Source organism: Butyrivibrio sp. MC2021 (assembly GCF_000621605.1).
In the GTDB taxonomy this organism is placed as follows: Bacteria; Bacillota; Clostridia; order Lachnospirales; family Lachnospiraceae; genus Butyrivibrio.
The window spans coordinates 24,627-47,492 of sequence record NZ_JHXX01000001.1 but is presented as its reverse complement, the minus strand read 5'-3'; the positions used below and the strand labels follow the sequence as shown (position 1 = coordinate 47,492).

At 43.7% G+C, this 22,866-nt stretch carries 12 protein-coding genes; all 12 read right to left on the bottom strand.

The features are described from left to right. Positions 1–3: 3 nt before the first annotated feature. Positions 4–1,563, bottom strand: coding sequence for an ABC-F family ATP-binding cassette domain-containing protein (locus tag T359_RS0100165; protein WP_026515708.1), 1,560 nt, complete (start codon positions 1,561–1,563; stop codon positions 4–6). A gap of 153 nt (positions 1,564–1,716) precedes the next feature. Continuing rightward, a complete protein-coding gene (gene mmsB, locus T359_RS0100160) occupies positions 1,717–2,907 on the bottom strand; it encodes a multiple monosaccharide ABC transporter permease (protein ID WP_026515707.1) in 1,191 nt (396 codons plus the stop codon). 3 nt (positions 2,908–2,910) lie between these two features. Continuing rightward, positions 2,911–4,455, bottom strand: coding sequence for a multiple monosaccharide ABC transporter ATP-binding protein (gene mmsA, locus T359_RS0100155; protein WP_026515706.1), 1,545 nt, complete (start codon positions 4,453–4,455; stop codon positions 2,911–2,913). Positions 4,456–4,590: 135 nt separating this feature from the next. Next, on the bottom strand, positions 4,591–5,688 hold the full coding sequence (gene chvE / locus T359_RS0100150; RefSeq protein WP_026515705.1) for a multiple monosaccharide ABC transporter substrate-binding protein: 1,098 nt from the start codon (positions 5,686–5,688) through the stop codon (positions 4,591–4,593). Between the two features lie 216 nt (positions 5,689–5,904). Continuing rightward, positions 5,905–6,972, bottom strand: a complete 1,068-nt coding sequence (locus T359_RS0100145; protein ID WP_026515704.1) for a sugar ABC transporter substrate-binding protein — start codon at positions 6,970–6,972, stop codon at positions 5,905–5,907. Between the two features lie 35 nt (positions 6,973–7,007). Continuing rightward, positions 7,008–8,618, bottom strand: a complete 1,611-nt coding sequence (locus T359_RS0100140) for a response regulator transcription factor (RefSeq protein WP_026515703.1) — start codon at positions 8,616–8,618, stop codon at positions 7,008–7,010. Between the two features lie 18 nt (positions 8,619–8,636). Further along, positions 8,637–10,118, bottom strand: coding sequence for a sensor histidine kinase (locus T359_RS0100135; RefSeq protein ID WP_026515702.1), 1,482 nt, complete (start codon positions 10,116–10,118; stop codon positions 8,637–8,639). Then, complete coding sequence (locus tag T359_RS0100130) at positions 10,111–11,199, bottom strand: substrate-binding domain-containing protein (RefSeq protein ID WP_026515701.1); 1,089 nt, start codon at positions 11,197–11,199, stop codon at positions 10,111–10,113. The genes T359_RS0100135 and T359_RS0100130 overlap by 8 nt, the downstream gene beginning before the upstream one ends. Positions 11,200–11,202: 3 nt before the next feature. Beyond that, a complete protein-coding gene (locus T359_RS0100125) occupies positions 11,203–12,864 on the bottom strand; it encodes a putative polysaccharide biosynthesis protein (protein WP_026515700.1) in 1,662 nt (553 codons plus the stop codon). Positions 12,865–12,945: 81 nt separating this feature from the next. Continuing rightward, positions 12,946–20,103 (bottom strand): lipase family protein, encoded by a 7,158-nt coding sequence (locus tag T359_RS0100120; RefSeq protein ID WP_026515699.1) that lies wholly within the window; start codon positions 20,101–20,103, stop codon positions 12,946–12,948. Between the two features lie 164 nt (positions 20,104–20,267). Then, a complete protein-coding gene (glgA, locus tag T359_RS0100115; protein ID WP_026515698.1) occupies positions 20,268–21,713 on the bottom strand; it encodes a glycogen synthase GlgA in 1,446 nt (481 codons plus the stop codon). Then, positions 21,713–22,807 (bottom strand): tryptophan--tRNA ligase, encoded by a 1,095-nt coding sequence (trpS, locus tag T359_RS0100110; protein WP_026515697.1) that lies wholly within the window; start codon positions 22,805–22,807, stop codon positions 21,713–21,715. Before trpS ends, glgA begins: the two co-directional genes overlap by 1 nt. Positions 22,808–22,866: the final 59 nt, after the last annotated feature.

The following is a 22,866-nucleotide window of genomic DNA, read 5'->3' as shown; positions in this document are numbered from 1 at the left end:
GCCTTATACCCTGGTGGTCCACTTTGAGCAGTCCATGATCTGGGTTGCGAAGTCCTGATAGAAGTCAGGCTCATGGCAAACCATAAGGATACTGCCCTTATATTCCTTAAGAGCTCTGTGAAGCTCATCCTTGGCATCCACATCAAGATGGTTGGTAGGCTCGTCCAGAACAAGAACATTGGACTCCCTGTTGATAAGCTTGCAAAGTCTTACCTTAGCCTGCTCTCCTCCGGATAAAACCTTGCACTTACTCTCGATATGCTTGGTTGTAAGGCCGCACTTTGCAAGGGCGGATCTTACCTCATACTGAGAAAAGCCCGGGAATTCATTCCAGATCTCCTGCATGCAGGTGGTCTCAATATCAGGAGACATCTCCTGCTCAAAATATCCGATCTCAACATTTTCTCCAAGTTCTACAGAACCGCCAAGAGAAGGAATAAGTCCCAGAATGCTCTTAAGAAGGGTTGTCTTTCCGATACCGTTGGCACCGGTGAGAACGATCTTGGAGTTTCTCTCCATTGAGATATTGAGAGGTGTTGAAAGAGGACTGTCATAGCCGATAACAAGATCCTTGGTCTCAAAGATCATCTTTCCGGGAGTGCGGGCTGTCTTAAAGTTAAACTCCGGCTTTGGCTTTTCCTGAATCTTCTCAATGATATCCATGTTATCCAGCTTCTTCTGTCTGGACATAGCCATATTTCTTGTGGCAACTCTGGATTTATTTCTTGCAACGAAGTCCTTGAGCTCTGCGATCTCCTGCTGCTGACGATTGTATGCAGCCTCTCTCTGAGCCTTTTTAGCCTCGTAAACTTCCATAAACTTGTCATAGTCGCCAACATATCTGTCGAGACTGTGATACTGACCGTCCATGTGATAAATGATATTCACCACGCTGTTAAGGAAAGGAATATCATGGGAAATCAGGATAAAAGCGTTGTCGTAGTCCTGAAGATATCTGGTGAGCCATACAATATGCTCTGCATCCAGATAGTTGGTAGGCTCGTCCAGAAGAAGGATATCAGGCTTCTCCAAAAGAAGCTTAGCCAGAAGAATCTTGGTTCTCTGTCCTCCGGAAAGCTCTGTAACATCGCGGTCAAGGCCAAGCTCCAAAAAGCCCAGGGCTCTTGAAACCTCTTCTATCTTGGAATCGATAAGGTAAAAATCTCTGTTGGTAAGAAGGTCCTGAATGGTTCCAAGCTCCTCCATAAGAGACTCCAGGGTTGCTTCGTCAGCCTCTCCCATGGCATCACAGATCTCGTTCATTCTGCGCTCCATCTCATAAAGAGGCTCATAGGCTGAAGCAAGAACGTCTCTGATGGTCATTCCCTCTTTTAACACAGCATGCTGATCAAGATAGCCAACCTTAACATTCTTGGACCACTCGATTTTGCCGGCATCAGGCATGAGTTTGCCTGTGATTATATTCATAAATGTGGACTTTCCTTCTCCGTTGGCTCCCACAAGGCCGATATGCTCTCCCTTAAGAAGTCTGAAGGATACATCCTCAAAAATGGCTCTGTCACCAAAGCCATGGGTTAAATTCTCAACATTTAAAATACTCATAATAATCTCTTTCTTCGAAATCTTAAACAGTCACGGCTAATATCTTACCTATTTTCCGCCTTTATGGCAACAAAAAATTGAGCCACAGATATAATCTGTGGCCCAATAAAGGGAATTGCATATGGGATGCATTATCCTTTCAAAATAAACAGATCAGTTCTTGGCAAAGAGCTTTCCGCCTCTCTTGGATACTACGTCGAAGATAACGGCTGCAAGAAGAACTACACCCTTTACCACCTTCTGCATGTTGGCATCTACGCCCATCAGTGACATACCAAGGTTGATAACACCCATGAGTACCGCACCTACGATAACTCCGGGAACTGTTCCGATTCCACCGTAAGCTGATGCTCCACCGATGAAGCAGGATCCGATGGCGTCCATCTCATAGTTCTGACCATAAGTAGGCTGAGCTGATGTAAGTCTTGCGATGGTGATCATTCCTGCAAGAGCTGCAAGGAAGCCCATGTTTGTGTATGCAAGGAAGTAAACCTTGTTGGTATTGATACCGGAAAGCTTTGTTGCCTTCTCGTTACCACCTACTGCGTAGAAATAACGACCTACTGTGGTGTTGTTGGTTATGTAGCCATAAACAAGAACTACTACCATAACCCAGATAAGAACTGTAGGAATACCCTTATGCTGTGAAAGCTTGTAAGCAAAAATAAGAAGAACAGCGGAAATTGCTACCAGCTTTACAATGAATGTAAGGAAGGGTTCAACCTCATAGTTTTTCTTCACTCTCTTAACACGGCTTGTAACCTGAAGAAGAACGAAGATACCTGCTGCAACCATACCGCCAAAGAGACATGTAAGGTTCAGGTCTGATCCGCCGAAGAAATCGCGAACGTAGCAGTCAGCACCGCCGCCGAAGAGGTTAACGAATGTGGTCTTGTCCTTGATGGAAACTGTAAGACCGTTAAGCACTACGTTTGAAAGTCCTCTGAAAGCAAGCATTCCAGCCAGAGTTACGATGAAAGGCGGAATTCTTACAAAGGCGATCCAGAATCCCTGGAAAGCACCGATTGCAGTACCGATGAGGATCATGATAATGATTGAAAGCCAAATGGGAACGTTTAAGTTAACCATCAGAGTTGCTCCAACCGCTCCAACGAAACATACAACAGATCCAACTGAAAGATCGATGTTACCACCGGTCAGGATACAGAGCAGCATACCTGTTGCAAGAACGAATACGTATGCGTTCTGTGAAATAAGGTTACTTACGTTCATGGGAAGAAGGATCGCTCCCCCGGTTCTCCATGCAAAGAAACCAAGAACTATCAAAAGTACAATTATCATGGTGTTTTTCTTAAGGAAACCCAAAACCTGATTCTTATTCATAATTTATTCCTCCCCTTTTCCGGATGATTGTAAGATATAAGTCATAATCTTTTCCTGGGTAGCTTCTTTGCCATCCAGCTCTCCAACCATTCTGCCTTCGTTCATTACATATATTCTGTCGCACATTCCCAGAATTTCCGGAAGCTCGGAGGAAATCATGATTACTGATTTTCCTTCAGATACCAGCTGGTTGATGATGCAGTAGATCTCATATTTTGCACCTACGTCAATACCTCTTGTAGGCTCGTCCAGAATAAGGATATCCGGATCAGCGAACATCCACTTTGCAAGAAGGACTTTCTGCTGATTTCCTCCGGAGAGGTTTCCTACATTCTGTTCTACCGTAGGACATTTTGTCTTAAGCTTCTCTTTATAGTCAACAGCTACCGAGTACTCTTTGTCCTTATCGATAACTGACTTATTGCTGACCTCATCAAGATTAGCCAATGTGGTATTTATCTTGATAGGATTTGAAAGGATAAGTCCGTTGCCCTTTCTGTCCTCGGTAACATATGCCAGTTTATGTTTAATGGCCTGCTGAACGTTATTAAGATGAACTTCCTTACCTTTTATAAAAAGCTGTCCGGAGATGTTCTCGCCATAGCTCTTTCCGAAGATACTCATGGCAAGCTCTGTTCTTCCTGCTCCCATAAGTCCGGAAATACCGAGAACTTCACCTTTTCTAACGTTAATATTTACGTTATTTACAATCTTTCTTTCGCTATATAAAGGATGGTAAACATTCCAGTTTTTTACCTCCATCATAACCTCGCCGATATGAGGCTCTCTCTTGGGGAATCGGTCGGAAAGTTCTCTTCCTACCATGCCCTTGATGATACGTGACTCCGAAAAATCATCCACACCCTTAGTCAGAGTTTCGATGGTTGCTCCGTCACGGATTACCGTAATCTTGTCGGCAACATAGGATACCTCATTCAGCTTATGAGAAATAATGATGGATGTGAGCCCCTGCTCTTTCTTAAGTTTGAGCATAAGGTCCAAAAGAGCTCTTGAATCAGTCTCGTTAAGTGAAGATGTGGGCTCATCCAGAATAAGAAGTCTGGCATTTTTTGAAAGAGCCTTTGCAATCTCAACGAGCTGCTGTTTACCAACACCAATATCCTTGATCAGTGTTTCCGTGCTTTCATTAAGTCCTACAATATCAAGATACTTACGTGCAAGCCCGGAGGTTTCGTTCCAGTTAATCCTGAATTTACTTCCTCTCTCATTTCCGAGGAACATGTTTTCCGCAATTGTCATATAGGGAATGAGCGCAAGCTCCTGGTGGATAATAACAATCCCCTTACCTTCACTATCCTTGATATCATTGAATTTACAAACTTCGGAATCATATACAATATCGCCTTCGTAGGAACCAAAAGGATAGATACCACTCAGAACGTTCATAAGTGTGGACTTTCCTGCTCCGTTTTCTCCTACAAGCGCATGAATTTCTCCCTCTTCAACCTGGAGATTTACATTATCCAAGGCTTTGACACCAGGGAAGGTTTTGGTGATATTCTTCATTTCCAGTAATATCTTCGCCAATTCAACCCCTCCTTTTCCCAATTATTCTAAACTTTAACTTTTTTCATTCGGTGATTTTAGTCTTTTTCATAGACTGAGGCGGGTGCTAAGACCCGCCTGCAGCCGTTTAGCAGTAATAACTGCGTATGAACTTGATTACTTAAGCTGATCCTCTGTGTAGTAACCGGAATCAATAAGAAGCTCTTTGTAGTTGTTAACATCAGCAAATACAGGCTCGCAAAGGAATGAAGGAATAACGCCTGTGCCATTATCATAGGTCTTTGTATCATTTACAGGAGCCTCTGTTCCCTTCATGATAGCGTCAACCATCTCTACAGTCTTAGCTGCAAGAGTACGTGTATCCTTGAAGATAGACATTGACTGCTTGCCGGCGATCATGTTCTTAACGTTAGCAACGTCACAGTCCTGACCTGTGATAATAGGCCACTCACCTGTGTAGTTAGCTTCAAGAGAGTTTGTAACACCGAGTGCTGTTGAGTCGTTTGAGCAAAGAACAGCGTCGATCTTGGTTCCGTCAGCATAGTTAGCAGAAATGATAGCATCCATTCTTGACTGAGCATTCTCTGTTGACCAGTTAGCTGTAGCAACGTTATCAAACTCAACCTGTCCTGACTGAACTACAAGCTTGCCGGCATCGATGTAAGGCTTAAGAACGTCAATAGCACCGCCATAGAAGAATCTTGCATTGTTATCACCGGGGTCACCTGTGAAGATTTCAAGATTGAAAGGACCTGCAGCGTTATCAAGATCAAGCTGATCTCTGATATACTCGCCCTGCTTTGTTCCAACCATGTAGTTATCGAAGGTTGCATAATATGTTACAGCATCTGAGTTCATGATAAGACGGTCATATGCGATAACCTTAATGCCCTGCTCCTTAGCCTGTGCAAGAACTGTTCCAAGGGAATCACCATCGATAGATGCGATTACAAGAACCTTTGCGCCTGAGCTGATCATGTTCTCAATCTGTGAAACCTGAGTTGCAATATCATTTGATGCATACTGAAGGTCTACATCATATCCGGCTGCCTTAAGCTGCTGCTCCATGTTGGCACCGTCCTGGTTCCATCTCTGAAGGTCCTTGGTAGGCATTGCAACACCAACCTTGCCGCTTCCGCCGCCTGCATTACCGCCTGCAGACTGAGATCCTGTAGAAGCTGCGTTTCCGCATCCTACGAGGAGTGATGCAGCCATAGCTGCACAAAGAAATACGCTTAACAGTTTTTTCTTCATAATTAAACCTCCCAAAATTTTGGTTGTAATTTTATTGCAGAACACCATGTCCTGCTCTCTACATTTATAAAATTATCATAAAAGCATTAGCAATGATTTACGATGTTCTTCATTTTTTTATAATATTCAGACAATAAAAAACAGACATGCTAGCATTTTTTTGCTGTCATGTCTGCTATATATTAAAATTGTGCTATTATGTCTAATAATTATCGGTTAATCGGGCATTTTGGCAGGAACATTTAGATAAACATCCTCTTTCAGATGAAAACCTGTACCAATGATTATCTCATTCATATTCTTTTCCGTTACGATTGAAGGCTCAATCCTGAAAAAAGGAACATCATAGGTGCCGTCAAAGTATGTCGACAGATTCTCAGAATCCAGTTCATCTCCCTTTGCCAGCTTCACGGCACATTCCGCCGCCTGCTGCGCCAGCTTTTCTATGGGCTTGTACACCGTGGAAAGCTGAGTTCCCTCCACTATTCTCTGGCAGGCTTCCAGATCAGCATCCTGTCCAACCACCAGCTTTTTGCCGGCAAGTCTCTTCTCAGATAGGGCATGAACCACCTTACTGGCCAGGTCATCATTACCGCACATTATTGCGTCAGCCTCCATAATAAGCTCCATGTTGTTATAGACATAGTCGCTTGCCAGCTCTGCTCTCCAGCCTTCTGCATAAAATGTATCAAGAATCTCATAGCCTTTTTCAGTTATAACCTTGTCAAAACCGGCTTCCACCATATGCACATTGCTGTCAGTGGGTGATCCGCAGATCTTTATGACCTTACCGGCATCACCGCATTCCTTTGCTATGGTCTCAGCCATGAGCTCTCCAACCTTCTCATTGTCAAAGGATATGTAGAGATCCACATTGGCATTGGAAATCAGCCTGTCATAGGCAATTATCTTGATCCCGGCATCCTTGGCCCTTTTGACAGAGTCCTTCAGAGCTTCGGAATCAATGGAGATGATAACAATAACATCCATTCCTTCTTTAATAAAGTAATCGATCTGTTTCTTTTGCTGCTCCACATCACCGTTGGCGTTCTGAACATTGACCTCAGCCCCCAGTTCTTTAGCCATAGACACAAAAATATCCCTGTCCCTTTGCCATCTCTCAATTACAAAAGAGTCAAAGCACATGCCTATCTGCAGCTTGTCATCTTCATTTTTGGAAGATCCCTGACCGCTTTGTATCTCTGTACCGCAGGCTGCAAGGCCCGCCATCATGATGCACATCGCCAAAAGTACCGCTATTTTTCTGACAAAAACTTTTTTCATCCCCTGATACCTTCTGAAACTTAAAACAACTGTTGTTAAAACTCCTCCACTGTCTTGCCGTCCTTAAATTCGGTAGGTGTAACCCCTACATTCTTCTTAAAGCTTCTGCTGAAGTAGTTAGGATCCGTATATCCGCAGGAAACGCAGATCTCCTTTATGGACATATCCGTGTCGGAGAGAAGTCTTTTAGCCTTATCGATCCTCAGGTTGGTGAGATATTCAATAAAGTTAAGACCGCTGTCCTCCTTAAATATCTTGCTGAAGTAATATGGCGAAATGTTAACCTTTCTCGAAACTTCATCAAGAGAAATGTCCTTGCTGTAGTTCTCCTCTATATAGAGCCTTGCAGTCTTGATAATATCATTGGAGCGCTCCTCACGCTTGCTGATAACATTCTGGCAGGCTCCGGTGAGCTTTTCCATGAACCAGTCCCTGAGTTCTTCTGTGGTATTAAGGTTCATGATCTCCGGAAGATAATCGCATCTTCCCGAATATCTGTAGGTCTGGCCGCCGTTCTGATAAGCCAGATGCTCTGCGTAAAGAGAAAACTCCAGGACCTTCAGTCTCATAGACATTATATCTCCGTCTGCAGCCCTGGCGCACATCCAGTCCGCATATTTGTCGGCTATTACCTTCATTCCGTTGAGGTCGCCCTTGGATACAGCTTCAAATAACGGCTTCTCCAGCTGAATCGGGTAGTCCTCCTCATAATTGCAGCTAATGGTAAGATCATCAACATGAGCTACAGTCCCTGTTGTTGCCACCAGTGCATTCAGTGCCTGTCTGTATGAGTCTCCCAGCTCCTTAAGAGGCTTTACACCGCCAATTCCTATTCGATAGCTGATATCTGTCTTTTTCCTCAGGTATCTTGTAAGGTCTCTGGCCCTTTCTATGAGTTCTGTTCTCTCGCCGTATTCCATCCCGGACTTCTCAAAGGGAATAAGAACCGCAATCTTATTGGCCATTACACTTCCTACCTTGCAGGCAAAAAAGTCCTTGACCCCCTCTCGTATCTCCTGATACTTGCCTGAGAGCTTCACCGAGCTTCCTACAGCGTTGGTCATGTGGTTACCCTCCTGGGAGTCACCGCAGACGATAGCCATCATGTATCCGTAATTTTCTTTGATTCCAAGGATGCTTCTGTAGCTCTCCACATCCTCCTCAAAATGTTCCTGCAAAAGAATGTCGTAGATAAGGCCGCTCTCGATGATGGGCTCCACAGTTTCAAGCTTTTCTTTGATCATCAGCTCATTGCTGCGCTTCTCCCTGTCCTCATCAATCTGTTCCATGGCCTTTTTCAGGACTTTTACAACCTTGTATCTGTCCATGGGCTTCATGATATATTCCATTACCCCAAGCTTTATGGCTTCCTTGGCATAATCAAACTTATCATAGGCTGACATAACGATAAAAATCGTATTGGTACAAAACTGCTTCATTTCCCTGATGGCATCAATGCCATTGATTCCGGGCATATGAATATCGATTACGGCAATATCAGGTCTGAAGCGCTCTGCAAGCTCAATAACACTTCTTCCTGTCTTGGCGAATTCTATTTCGCACTGATTTCCAAATTCCTTTTCGATGATGAATTTCATTGAATCAATAACGATACCTTCATCATCGGCCAGCATTACTCTGTACATGTTTTACCCCTAAAAAATTTATTGTGCTGCGCGGCTGAAGGGGATCCTGATGAGAACTTCCGCTCCCTTGCCCTGTCCTGCGCTCTTTATATCTATTACATCTTCATTTCCCGAAAAAAGACGAAGTCTTGAGATCACATTGTCCATTCCGATTCCGTTGTTGTCATAGCTGTTCTCATCATTGTGCCAGTTGCCGCTGAGAATCTTCCTGATATTCTCCTGACTGATTCCCTTTCCGTTATCGCCTATGCCTATGCAGACATTATCATCTTCACGATAGACTCTGAGAGTAATAACTCCTTCACTTCCCATCTCTCTTATTCCATGGTTGACTGCATTCTCAACAATAGGCTGCAGTATCATGGCCGGCATTACCATATCAAGAAGCCTCTCATCAACCTGCTTTTCATAGCCGATATCCCCGGAAAATCTTACGTTGAGGATCTGAATATAGTTATCTACCAGGGTAACCTCATCCCGAATCCGGACCTCCGTCTGCTGATTTTTTATATTATATCTGAAAAAGTCCGCCACGGTCTGAACATATTCATAGGTCCTGTCAGCTCCTTCCATCATGGCTAGCTGCGCTCCGGCATTTAGGGTGTTAAAAAGAAAATGGGGGTTGATCTGGGCACGCAGATACTTAAGCTGGGCATCCTTCAGATGGGATTCCATCATGAGCTCCTTTTCCTGCATATCCCTTTCTTTTTCCATACTCTCTGTAAGCCTCTGGATATACTGTTTAATACTAACAAGCATCTTACTGAAAGCATTGTTAACAATACCGATCTCATCCTGATATGAGACCTCCGGCAGGGTCACATCAAAGTCGCCTGCTGCAACCTCATTGGCCGAGTCGGAAAGCTTTTTCAGAGGAAGCATCATGGCACGGACAAAGCTGGTTACAATGATAACATTACCGATCATAACAAGAGTCATAACGATAAAGCTGATAAATTCAAACCTTCTGAAGGCCCTGGCCATTATGCTGTAGCTCTCTGAATTGGAGACAAAAAGCTCCTGGTTCAGACTTCTTAAGTACTCATTAAGAAAGCCGTAAAGCTGCGTGGCTTCCTCATAGTCCTTTCTGTATTTTTCTACATTTCTTCCGCGCTTGGATTCAATGGTCCTGCTCACAACATCAAGATAATCTCCTGTCATATTCCTGATGTTTCTCTCCATCCTGGTAAGGGCATGGTCTGTAACTCTGTTATCAAGATTACCGGCCCTGTCCTGAAGTCTCTGGGCGCTTATGAAGTACTCCTCCAGGGAATCACTGGTCTTGGAACTCAAGTAGTCCGTCATGGATCCCTGAACATCGGAAATTGCCTCTGCTATCTCATTAAGAGCCCTGTTTCCTTCATAAACCTTCTCCATCTCCACAGCCATGGCATTCATCCCAAGCATCAGAAGCAGATTTACTGTAAAAATAAGGACATTAACGAATACGCAGACACTTATTATCTTAAACTGGAGGGGCTTGTTAAGGAATTTATTCATCGCCTTCCTCCTTGTTCAGAAAATCAGCCACATTGTCCTGACTGATAAGTGTAATGTCAGCAGAATAATACTGGCTGGTATTGCCATATTCGTAATAATCGTTAAGAGCTTTTACGGAGTATTCTCCCAACTGCCTTGTGTCAATTGAAACCGTAGCATAGAGAACACCTCTGTCAACGGCATTGACTATAGCATCCGAGTCATAGTATCCGAGGATATTTACCTCTCCAACCTTATTGAAGTCAACTACAGCCTGATAAGCGCAGACTGTATCCAGCTCATTTAGGCACAGAATTACATCAGGAACATTTTCCATAAGGAAAATATCTCTGATGGACTCCTCCACAGAAAAGGCATTGGTATTGTCTATTGTTACAGTGGAAATATTATATTCTGAATCAGTGATGTTAACTTGACGCAGACAGTCCTGGATAGCGGAAATAATGATGTTCTGTCCTGTATCCGCGGCGTCTGCATTGACAAGAACAGCAATTTTCAGAGGTGATCTCTGACCGATTCTGTCAGATTCGATGCTGTCCCTTCTTTTTTCCCTGACGATATTGTTGATCTGTTTGCCGTATTCACGACCAATGTTGTAGCTTCCCACACCAACAAAGCTCATTCTGGAGGACCTGGTATTGTCGTTGTAGAGAGTGACAACAGGAATTTCCTTCTCTGTGGCTTCGTTAATAAGCTCAGTCATCTCATCGCTCTCGTTGGCATAAACGATTATTCCGTCAACTCTTGAAGCAATTGCGATTCTCATGAGCTCTTCGCAGGAGTATTCCCCCGAGATATTCTGTCCCAGGAGCTCGACAAATATGCCCTCCTCCCTGGCGGCCTCCAATGCTCCACGGTAAATGGCCTGCCAGAAATCAGACTTATAATTATCTGTGATCATCACGTAGTACTTGTCATATTCATTGCTTACCTGCTTTGTCTTGAAATTTGACATGTAAAACCTGAACAGCAGCGTGCCCAGAATAAGCGTAACCATAACAAAGATCAGAGTGACAACCAGCAGTATGTACTGCCTTCTTATACTTTTTTCTATCGATTTTTCCCCATTAATCGCATTCATAATTTATAAGATCCTAAGTTTTTTAAGAAGCGAAGCTATGCTTCCTCCCTTCGGAAATCTTCTGATATCTTCTTCCGAAGCTCCACCCGACTTTATAAGTACAACGAAATAAACAAATATTGCAATAAGTACAGCAATCAGAGTTGCCAACAGGTTTACAAAGTAATCGCTGCCGATGAACTTGCTGAAAAGAAGTGAGAAAAGGAAATGCACCAAATATGCCGCCCCTCCCATTACAACTGCCGAAATTACCGGCAGAATATAGGCCTTTTTGATATCGTTGGCCACAGGAATGTGCTTTCTCATTATCACGTTGTTCAGAATGCACATCATCAGTGAATAAACTATTGTAACGATACAAAGCGCCACATCCCCCAGGTCTGTGTACAAAAGAAGCAGACTGAGAACCACGGTCTGAATTATCAGGGCGATGCTCGCATTAAGTACAGGTGCATTGACTCTTCCGATTCCCTGAAGAACAGCGTTGGTAACAGTGGACTGTGAATAAAAGATAACCGTTACCGACAGGATCATAAGAAGCATTGATGCCTCATCAAGAGAAGCTCTCTGAGGGAAAAGGATCATCATCACCGGCTTTGCCAGTGAGCAAAGGCCCACTGCGCAGGGAATGGAGATCATAAGTATAACCCTTAAAACTCTTGATACAGTAGCTCCTGCTCCTGCCTTATCTCCTTTTGCATAGAGAGTTGAAACCTCAGGGATCATGGCAGCTGCTGTCGCACTGGCCAGGGCTATGGGAAGATTGGTAATGGCAATGGCTTTTCCGTTAAAAATACCGTACTGAGCAGCCATGGCGCTTTCTTCCACATTTTTTACATTCAAAAGAATCCTGCTGAACAGAGTATAATTCAGGGACGTGGATAAGTTGTAGATAAAGGTGCTGAGAAGAAAGGGAGTAACAATGAGGATGATGAGCTTAAAAATCTCTTTGTCAGTCATATCCTCGTGGGTATCGTTGTTTACTCTCTTATGGATAGATTTCCTGTTCACATGATAAACAAAGAGCATGAATAAAAGAGCTATCACTACTCCGGAGCCTGTTCCCAGTGCGCTTCCGATGGCGCCGTAAACCGCCCTTTTGGATGGATCCTCATTTCCTGCTATTCCGGTAAGGATAAGTGCAGCACTGATGCTGACAATAGCGTTGAGGATCTGCTCAATAAGCTGTGAAACCGAGGTGGGAACCATGGTTCTGTGAGCCTGAAAATAACCTCTTAAAACCCCAAGAAATCCGAAAACAAATATGGTGGGAGCAAAGAACCTGAGAACCGTGGCACTTCTGCCGGCCACAAGAAAATCTGCCCCAAAGAAAAGAACCAGACTTCCTATGCCCCCGACTATGGAAACATAAACAAGAGCGCACTTAAAGATCCTGTGCGCGTTCCTGTATTCCTTAACCGCAAGTTTGCCTGAAATGATCTTGGACATAGCAGAAGGAATACTATATGAAGATATAAGGAGAATAATGGTATATATGGCATAAGCAGCCGTATAATAGCCATTACCTTCATCACCGATGACAGCGGTAAGAGGGCTTCTGTACAAAAGGCCTATCACTCGGGAGATCATTCCGGCTATAGCCAGTATTCCCGCCTGATACAGAAGCCCTTTCTTTTTACTCTTCTCTTCTAAATCCATTGGCATGTAAATAAATCCTACTTTCTGTAATAACAAATCACAGATAGTATTATGATTTACCCGCAAAACCTTGTCAATGAAATGGTGTTATTTAACCACTATATAGATCATGTATTTCTTCTTACCGCAGGTAAGTGTTACCTTTGCGGGAGTAGTTATTCCCTTCTTAACCGCCGAAGCCTTCTTGGCGTAAACTACTCCGTTCTTGATCGTAACTCCTCCGGATACCGTCCACTTCATATTTACAATATCTGTGGTATTGGCCGGGGTCAGGCTAGTGAACAGCCTGTCGCACTCTCCCTGCTTAAGCTCGATTAATCCGATATTATTCTTATCCACAGGATCGGTGCTCTTAACGGAGATATTCATCTTCTTAAGTTCATCCTCGGTATAACCGGTCATCTTATTGGCTGAATCGCCGGTTATCTCCACTTCTGAAGCCTTGGCGGTAACAGTGACCTTGCAAACTCTGATATTGTAAGAAGATGAATCCTCAAGCTTAGTTTTTACGTAAACATAGGCAGTTCCGGGTTCCACAACAATTATCGGAATATCCGATGTGAGCTGGGTTCCTGTCAGGTTCTTTGCCCATACTCCGTCATATTCTCCGATTCTTACAACTCTTTCATTGGTTGAACCTGCCTCAATAATGGCCTTCTCAAGGTCCTCCTGCTTAAGGGGCTTCTTAGGCGAAGACAATTTTGCAGTGATTGTTGCATTTTCCTGAGCCTTCACATCCATTTTTATGGTATTTTTAGCCAGTGTAAGCTTGTAGCGCTTGTCAGCCTGCTTATTTGCCGGCTTTGCCTCAGCTGCGGTCACATGTATCTTACAGGTGATATCCTGGGTCGTTACTGTGGCAGAGCCGTTTTTAAGTATCTTAACCCTGGCGGTCACGGTGGCTTCTCCTGCCTTCTTGGCAGTGATCAGTCCCTTTTTCAGAGAAATAACGCCCTTGCCGGCCTTATCAACCTTCCAGGATACAGAAGAAATCTTGTCCAATGTATTAAACGGATATACAGAAGGATAAAGGGCTGTCTTCATTCCCGTTACAAGCGTCAGCTCTTTGGCCGACATATTGCCGTTCAAAAGAACCGCTGAGACATCTGCTTCCTCAGGGCCGGCGTAAACAGGAACGATCTGTACATTTTCTGCAGGCATGGTAAATATGCAGCTGTACATTTCCTCAGAAAAGTCAACATTCTGGGCCGACGGTACTATTTCTTTTCCCGAAGCGGTGTTTATACGGATATATTCAAGGTTGTTTCCGAATTCGTCCTTTTTATCGTAGATAAGTACAATTTCTGTACCTGATTCAGCACTGAGAATTCTCTTACTAAGATAATGAGTGTCATCATATTTGACATACTCATCCTCTTCTCCCTCAGGTATATCCTCGGAACCAAGAAGCTTATATGCCATAGCATTACTTATTTCCGACTCGATCAAATATTGCTCTGCAACTACAGGAATGCTGAGCACAAGTTTTGTATCGGAATATACGTTGCTATCGGGATTGTAGCTAATGACCGCATCTACAAAGTCTCCGATCTGAACAGCGTTATCCGCAGGATATTTGGAAGGATCGTTGATCTCTGCATCCCAGGACCATCCCTCCGGCAAAAGGCCTGCTGCTATACTGTCAAGCTTGTGTCCCTTTTCCAGTTCAAACATGTAGATCATCTCAAGATCATCCTGGCTGACATCAGCCATCGGCTTAATAAACTCATAGCCTGAAGTATAGACCTCAGCAGCTTGCATTCCATCCTTAATAGCAGTAGTCTTAAGGGAAACAATCTGTTTGCCGTCTACAAGAGCATTGCCGCTAATAAGGATCTTATCCCCTTCCGTATAACTGATGGCGTTTTCGGAAATCCGGCCCTTTGCATCCACGGGACTTGAGCCGTCCAGTGTATAATATACCTTGGCATCCTGACTCTCGCAGCTAAGCTCTACTTCGATGCTGCCTTCTCCCGATGGCATGTCGCATTCTATAACTTCGCTGTCGGGATAAGGAATTGCCATAGAAGTATATGGAGCGCCCTCCAAAGAGACTTTAACCGTTACTGCTGTTTCTTCATCCTCGGAAAGCCTGTAGCCCTCAGGTATTGTAACAGTTCCGGATACAGTAATGTTCTGGGCCGCCAGCGACGAAGGATCATAGCCTGTGTTTATCTGATTCCATGAAACAGATAGACAGTCAAGGCTGCTGTCATCGGTAATAGCATTTACAGTAGCAGGAAGCTGCGGAGCTATAAGATCCGCAAATTCTCTGTCAGTTACAGCGCTGTCCCAGACAATTGTTACATCCTCAGGATTATAAATACCGGTAACCGTGGGATTCTCGGTGACCTCAAAGATATGACTGAAACTGAGTCTGTTATACAGTCCGTTCTCATCGGCTTCCCCTTCATTTTCTCCGGGGATAATGTGGCTGCTGTAGTGTTTCATCTCATCAGCATCTGATTCATTAATGAAAGCCATGCTGTCATCATATATGATATAGCTGCCACTTATATCTTTGCCTTCAGAATCCTTCAGTTTGGACATGTCGATGGTATATGTGACGGTATAAACCGTATTTCCTCTTGCTGTCACACTGTCCGGTGTCCAGCTTTCCTTGATATCATCCGAGCTCAAATAATAATCAATATTTCCGATAGTGATCGTGCAGCTGCTGATGCCGGCTTCCAGAAGATTTCCGGTGTTCGGTTCAGGAGCATATTCTGTTTGCAGATGGATCTCCTCGATGGCTTTACCAAAGTAGATGTCGATATTCACATCATTCTCCGGCATATCGAACCAGAAATAATCCTCAAATAATTTGCTGTCTTCCTCCGGGATACCGGTCTGGGTCATATAAACAAAATCATAAGTGGAGGCATTTTCATCATCTGCAGCTCCGGAAACTGCCTCGTACAAAAGTGAGGCTGCATCCAGCGTAAATTCTGAGCCTTTTTCTACAGTAAATGATTTAGATGCCGGGCTTATCTCATCTGCAAGAGAATGGAAATCTATCTTAAGAGTAAAGCTGCTCTGTTCCAAAGGCTGCTGATCTCCCACAGCGGCGAACCATTTTGAAACCACCTTGATTCCCTTTTCTGTGGTCTCAATTGCATAGCCGGCATCTTCTGGAACAGTCCAGTTCTCAGCTGCCTTGTCAAATCTGTAAGCAGTAGCTCCGTCAGCACTTATCCAGTCCTCAAGCTCATAAATAAACCTGTACTGCATTTCAGGTTTTATCATATCAGTTACAACACTGTCATTAGATTCCCATCTGAGCCTTACAGTGCCGGAATAAGCTACTTCTGAGTTACCATCCGTAAATACCGGTGCGCTTTCGGTTTTTGAAAGAAGTTTTTCTCCTGCAACCGCACTAAAAGTACTAAGGTTGATGCCTATATCTGTAAGTCCTTTAAGGGTCACAACAGGAGCAAAGACCGCCTCTGCCCGAAGTTCACTGTCAGGCATACTGAAAGTACATACAGCTTTTTTCCTGGCATTAGTTGTGATTCCATCCCAGTCGCTCCATGTATCACCGTCTTTTATCTCAATCTTCCACTCTTTAAATCTATAACTACTCTCTTGATCTTTTGTAAGCTTAGCATCAAGGCTGACCTGACTGCCACCAGCATAAGAAATGCTGTCATAATCTGTCATTTCAGGCTTATTCTTTACAAAGAGCGTTCTTCCATCACTTATGTAAAAGCTGTAAGCCTTGGATGCGCTGCTATAGATTCCCACTTTACCGTCAACATCAACGTAGTTTCTAAGGGCATAAGTCTCTACAGTGTAAAGAACATCTCCGTCCTTTGAAGGAAAAAGATCAATGCCCTCACCACTTCTGTACAACATTAGCGGAGACTGAATATTCTCAGAGCCAACTGTTTTTGTGAGCATGTAGTATATTTCACTGTCAGCATCCCCTGTAAGCTTCAAAATCCGGGCTCCGTTGTAGGAACTTCCGTCAGTCAGATTTGCAGGGGAAGGTACAGCGGGAGCAGCTTCTCCACCTGCGAATCTATAGGATTTATCCTTCTCTGCATCATAGAAACTATCAAAGCTTCTTAACCATGCAAGGTTTATTTCAGGCACATGTGTCTGAGTTATAACGCTTGCATTATTTGCAAACGTAGCAACATAGTGAAAATCATTATTCTTGTAGTCGATTGGCATTACCCTGAAGCACAGTCCAAGAATTACGGGATAATACTGCTTAAAGGACGCAAGCTCAGTCTGAGTCAATACTCCGGGATCCAGAATACTGGGCTGACCGTCGCTGTTATCTATGAGCATTGACCAGAACTGATCGAGCCAGTACTGCTGGTTAGCAGGGTCCTTCCACCCATAATTGGATATCAGCTTGGTATAAATAGTCAGAACTGAGGGCTTGGAGCTGAAAATATTCCCGGAGGTTCCAAGCTTGTTGTAAACGCTCTTTATGGCATTCATGAGCTTTTCATTTTCCTGGGAAGATTTTGACTTCATGAGGATAATAAGCTCCCTGAGTGCGTTCTGAACAGTGGTTCCGTTATTATACCAGCTTCCTTCGGGAGTGCCCTCCCGCATGGTGTAGCCACTGTAATTTGCTCTGGTAAGCTTTTTACCCTCACCAAGAACTTCCCAAGACTGCAAATCGGTATATAAATTTTCAGACCAGTCCTCAAGGCATACATTACTAAGGGCAGGGTCCTGGGTAGGCTTTAAATTCGGAGGTAAAACGGAAAAATCCGTCACTTTGAAGTTATCATTGAATTTTACCCCTGAATTAACTACAGCCAGTTGGTCAATCATATTTGGACGCCACATGTTGTACTCTGTGGTCTTCGTTTTCCAGGGCTCATTGTCTTTATAAGTGGTTACTGCGTAGCTGCCGTTCTCATCAGAAGCCTTATTAACTGTGGCGGTTACTTCCCCTTTCTCAGATCCCGGAACATAATGATCAACACCATATCTCTTAAATCCCATAAGTCCGGGAGCCATAAGTGGTATCTGATCGGCCTTGTTTAGTACATTGTGTATGCAGTAATAGCCCTTTGAATCATCATCTTTTGCCAGCACAGATTCTGCTGAATCCGTACCACCTTGAGGCGCTGCCATACAATATGCAAATACCTGATTTGGATTATCGACATACTGAAGAGAATAGTTTCCATAGTTATCCACCAGATACTTTGCCACCAGATTGGCTGTAGCAGCTCCTCTGGAGTAGCCTGTAACCCAGAATTTTACCTTACCTTCTTTCAAAAGAGGTCTCACATTGTAATGGTCCAAATAGTATTCAAGGGACTCTATGACATGGGTTCTGGCAGACCTAAAGCCCGAAGACTCTGCATTTTCTTCACCTTCGGTATTGGCGCCGTTCATAGTCATGTTGGAAGCCCACTCGCTCTCATAGTTAGAACTTCTTACAACAATCGGTATAAGAGTATACTCAGCATTTCCCTCTGCAAGAGAAGTTATCTTCCTTTTGCCAATAGCCACACCGATACTGTCGTCTGTGGGCTTCTGGATATACCAGTCATTAATGTAAATATCATCTGCTGTACAACCTATGCCTTTAAGAAGACTCTTGATGTTATCAAACTTGTATCTGTAATCGGAATGTTCAAACAGGTTGGAATCGCCACCTGCCATGGCCATATTCATGGACATAGTTGAAAGATGCACATCATAAACAGAAGGATCACTCATAAAGTATCCCTCTGACCAGAAATACTTATTTACTATATCTTTTGAGACGTTGTTATCCGGCGATGAGGCATAGCCGTATATAACCGGATATTCCGCACCATCTGTGGAAAGATAAGTAAATCCGGCGTCCGCTGTACCGGTTTTCCACTTGGTAATATCCAGGGCAACAGCAGTGGCTCCGGAATCCGGGGCACCGCTCTTTACCATCAGATACTTATAGGTTACACTTTGCGGATCTTCATCTGTATCCAGGTGATATCCACTGTTGTCATAGGTAAAAAGACGCAGTTTAGCATCACAGGGATCATTGGTTATAAGATTATAGCTGCTGTCTTTTCTGACAATACCTACTTCAGAATCAGTTGCAAGGTTTGCGATACTCAGATATGCATGAGAGCCTTTATCGCTGTCATCAAGATAAATATTGTCAGCATTTTTGCTTACCTTATTTCCGCTGACAATGATCTTCCCGGTAATATTAAGAGTACGGTCAGGTGCCACATATATACCACCGCCCTGACCTGTTGCGGAGCTGACTGTATTTTCTGTTGCTGTGATATTTATAAACCTGTTGCCAGCTTCATTTTTAACGCCGTAGCCAAGGTCACATATTCCGCCGCCTTTATCGGAGGCAGAATTGCCGGTAAGTGTGATATTGTTAAGTGTGCAGCCGCCGGTTTTTAAGCAGATTCCTCCGCCGCAGTTCATGGACTTATTGTCGTTAAGCTTCAGATCTCTGATGGAAATGCCGCTGCTTTTACCGATCTCAACATCTCCTGCGGCATAGATACCACTGCCATTTCCGCCGATTGTATAATTCCCGGAGATCGTAGCACCGGATCCGGAGATTTCAACGTTATTTCCATCTATGTAGATAGCACCGCCGGAATTAGCGGCAATATTTCTCACGATCTTAACAGCGTTATCCATTTCAACGCAGGAAAGAGATCCATTGATATATATGGCACCGCCGTTTTCACTGCTGGTGTTGCCGGTAAGTTCAACTCCTGCCATCCTCAAAACGGTCTGATTCTCAAGATAAATTGCTCCGCCGTTTTTGGCATTATTTCCACTTATGGTCAGCTTCTCCAGTTCGATATTACTGTAATCCCCGGCAAAAATAACGCCTCCGTTCCCTTCTGTTTCGGCAAAATTGCTGAGTTTTCCGCCGTTTCCAAGAATCCTCAGACTTGCATTATCCAAAACAGTGATGAAACCGTTGCGTTTAGTTATGTCACCACTGATAGTATGCCCATCAAGATTTATTACCAGCTTATACTCCCTGGGAAGAATAAGCCTTTTGTCCACAAGGAAATCAGATTTGAGCACAAGGGTATTGGTACCCTCAGCGGTAAGTGCATCAAATGCGTCGCTGAGTGTTCCTGAATAGTCAGTGCCATTCAGGCTGTAGGAACCTGAAAGTTCCATGGCATAAGCCACAGCCCCATCCGGCGCCGCAAAAGGCAAGCAGTTAAATACCATGATAGTAACAAGCACTGCTGCAAATAATCTTGCACAATTATGTCTGAAATGTTTGTTTAAACCTCGCATAGCCACACCTCCGTTCACACAATTACACAATATTACTATACTATTTATCGCACATCAAAAACCACAAACAGCCGCAGATTTAATATACTCTTAAGAGTTTTTTCAAATAAAAAAGGAATACCTCCCATAAAGGAAGTATTCCACAAATAATTTGAAATAATAGGTTATGGTCTGAGCCAGTCGTACATCTCCTGATACTTCTCAGCAGATACCTTCCAGGAGAAATCAACTGCCATTGCACGGTCGATCATCTTGTTCCATTCGCGCTTCTGATCATAGAATACATGCTCAGCCTCTCTGATGGTACCAAGCATCTCATGAGCGTTGTAATTAAGGAAACCGAAACCTGTTCCTGTGCTCTCAAACTTGTTGTAAGGCTCAACAGTATCGATAAGTCCGCCGGTCTGTCTAACGATCGGAATAGTTCCGTATCTGAGGGCCATGAGCTGTGAAAGTCCGCAGGGCTCAAACAGTGACGGCATCAGGAAAACATCGGCTGCAGCATAAATCTTGTGTGACATAGGCTCTGAATAATAGATATTGGCAGAAACCTTGTCATTGTACTTCCAGTCAAAGTGACGGAAGGAATTCTCATACTGCTCTTCGCCTGTTCCCAGAACAACAAGCTGAATGGCATCCTGGCAAAGTTCATCAAGAACATAGTTGATAAGGTCAAATCCCTTCTGGTCGGTAAGTCTGGAGACAATACCGATCATCATGCACTTATCATCTTCCTTAAGCCCAAGCTCCTTCTGAAGAGCTCTCTTGTTCTTGATCTTCTCCTTGCGGAAGTTGATGGCATTGTACTGATAAGGAATATATTTATCAGTCTCGGGATTGAACTCATCATAGTCAATGCCGTTTACAATACCTCTGAGGTCGTGGGCTCTGGCTCTGAGAAGTCCGTCCAGATTCTCGCCGTAAAACTCTGTTTTGATCTCTTCTGCATAGGCCTTACTTACAGTAGTAATGGCATCTGAGAATACGATACCGCCCTTAAGAAGGTTGGCATCCTTATAAAGCCCAAGCTTGTCCGGTGTAAAGTAATAATCAGGAAGTCCTGTAATATCCTGTACAGCTCTGATGTCCCATTTTCCCTGGAACTTCAGATTGTGTATGGTCATGATCGCCTTGATTCCGCGATAGAACTCGCTTCCCTGGAATCTCTCCTTGAGATACACAGGTACAAGACCTGTCTGCCAGTCATGGCAGTGAATAATGTCAGGTCTGAAATCAAGCACAGGCAGTACAGAAAGCGCTGCCTTAGAGAAGTATGCATACTTCTCTATCTCGAAAAGAACATCATCCCCATAAGGCTTCATGCCGTTGAAATAGAACTCATTATCAATAAAATAATACTTGATTCCATCAACCTCGGCCTTAAAAATGCCTACATACTCATTCTTCCAATGAAAGTCCATGTAGAAGTTGGTTACATACTCCATCTTGTCCTTCATTTTCTGATTGATGCATTTATAAAGCGGAAGTATAACCCGGACATCGAAATATCTCTTATCAATGTTCTTGGGAAGTGAACCAACTACGTCAGCCAGTCCACCGGTTTTGATAAAAGGTACTCCTTCAGAAGCTACAAACAGAATGTTTTTCATCAGTCACCCATCTCCTCGTACTTTGCAGATTGCATTGCGATAAGTTCTTTATCATCAAAGTAGTTGATCTTCATAGCATTCTTAACATCTGCCAAAGTTTGTGCGGCTACAGCCTCAGCTACCTCGCTGCCTTTCTTAAGTACTTCGTAAACATAAGGAATATCCTTCTGGAATTCCTTTCTTCTCTTGCGGATAGGCTCAAGTTCAGCCTGAATAACCTCGTTGAGGAATCTCTTGACCTTAACGTCTCCGAGACCGCCTCTTGAGTAATGATCCTTCATCTCCTGAAGATTAGCATAATCAGGAGCAAACTCTGCAAAGTGCTCATCCTTTGCAAAAGCATCAAGATAGATAAATACAGGATTGCCCTCAACCTGTCCGGGATCCTCGACCCTGAGGTGATTAGGATCTGTAAACATGGACATAACCTTCTTCTTGATCTCGTCAGGCTCCTCGGAAAGGTAGATGCAGTTACCCAGTGACTTACTCATCTTGGCCTTGCCGTCAGTACCGGGCAGACGCAGACATGCTGCATTATCAGGTAAAAGGATGTCAGGCTCAACCAGTGTATCACCATATACAGAATTGAATTTTCTGACAATTTCTCTTGTCTGCTCGATCATAGGCTCCTGATCCTCTCCAACCGGAACGGTAGTAGCCTTGAATGCAGTGATATCAGCCGCCTGGCTGATAGGATAAGTGAAGAAACCAACAGGGATGCTGGTCTCAAAATTTCTCATCTGAATCTCAGACTTAACGGTAGGATTCCTCTGAAGTCTGGATACAGTAACAAGATTCATATAATAAAATGAAAGCTCTGTAAGCTCCGGAATCTGTGACTGGATAAAAAGTGTAGACTTGGCTGGATCAAGTCCTGCAGCCAAATAGTCCAGGGCAACCTCGATGATGTTCTGTCTTACCTTCTCCGGGTTGTCTGCGTTATCTGTAAGGGCCTGTGCATCGGCAATCATGATAAAAATCTTATCAAACTCACCGGAATTCTGAAGCTCCACCCTTCTCTTGAGCGATCCGACATAGTGTCCTACATGAAGTTTGCCGGTAGGACGGTCTCCGGTCAAAATTATCTTACTCATTTCCCCAATTCTCTCCTAACAAATCTTTTTAAATGCAAAAAAACATACTTACAATAGAA

What these genes read in the sequence shown, in the direction of transcription:
- T359_RS0100145 (WP_026515704.1), bottom strand. Translation starts at nt 6,972, where the DNA reads ATGAAAAAAGTTTTTGTCAGAAAAATAGCGGTACTTTTGGCGATGTGC.
- T359_RS0100135 (WP_026515702.1), bottom strand. Translation starts at nt 10,118, where the DNA reads ATGAATAAATTCCTTAACAAGCCCCTCCAGTTTAAGATAATAAGTGTC.
- mmsB (WP_026515707.1), bottom strand. Translation starts at nt 2,907, where the DNA reads ATGAATAAGAATCAGGTTTTGGGTTTCCTTAAGAAAAACACCATGATA.
- chvE (WP_026515705.1), bottom strand. Translation starts at nt 5,688, where the DNA reads ATGAAGAAAAAACTGTTAAGCGTATTTCTTTGTGCAGCTATGGCTGCA.
- T359_RS0100140 (WP_026515703.1), bottom strand. Translation starts at nt 8,618, where the DNA reads ATGTACAGAGTAATGCTGGCCGATGATGAAGGTATCGTTATTGATTCA.
- trpS (WP_026515697.1), bottom strand. Translation starts at nt 22,807, where the DNA reads ATGAGTAAGATAATTTTGACCGGAGACCGTCCTACCGGCAAACTTCAT.
- T359_RS0100120 (WP_026515699.1), bottom strand. Translation starts at nt 20,103, where the DNA reads ATGCGAGGTTTAAACAAACATTTCAGACATAATTGTGCAAGATTATTT.
- glgA (WP_026515698.1), bottom strand. Translation starts at nt 21,713, where the DNA reads ATGAAAAACATTCTGTTTGTAGCTTCTGAAGGAGTACCTTTTATCAAA.
- T359_RS0100130 (WP_026515701.1), bottom strand. Translation starts at nt 11,199, where the DNA reads ATGAATGCGATTAATGGGGAAAAATCGATAGAAAAAAGTATAAGAAGG.
- T359_RS0100125 (WP_026515700.1), bottom strand. Translation starts at nt 12,864, where the DNA reads ATGCCAATGGATTTAGAAGAGAAGAGTAAAAAGAAAGGGCTTCTGTAT.
- T359_RS0100165 (WP_026515708.1), bottom strand. Translation starts at nt 1,563, where the DNA reads ATGAGTATTTTAAATGTTGAGAATTTAACCCATGGCTTTGGTGACAGA.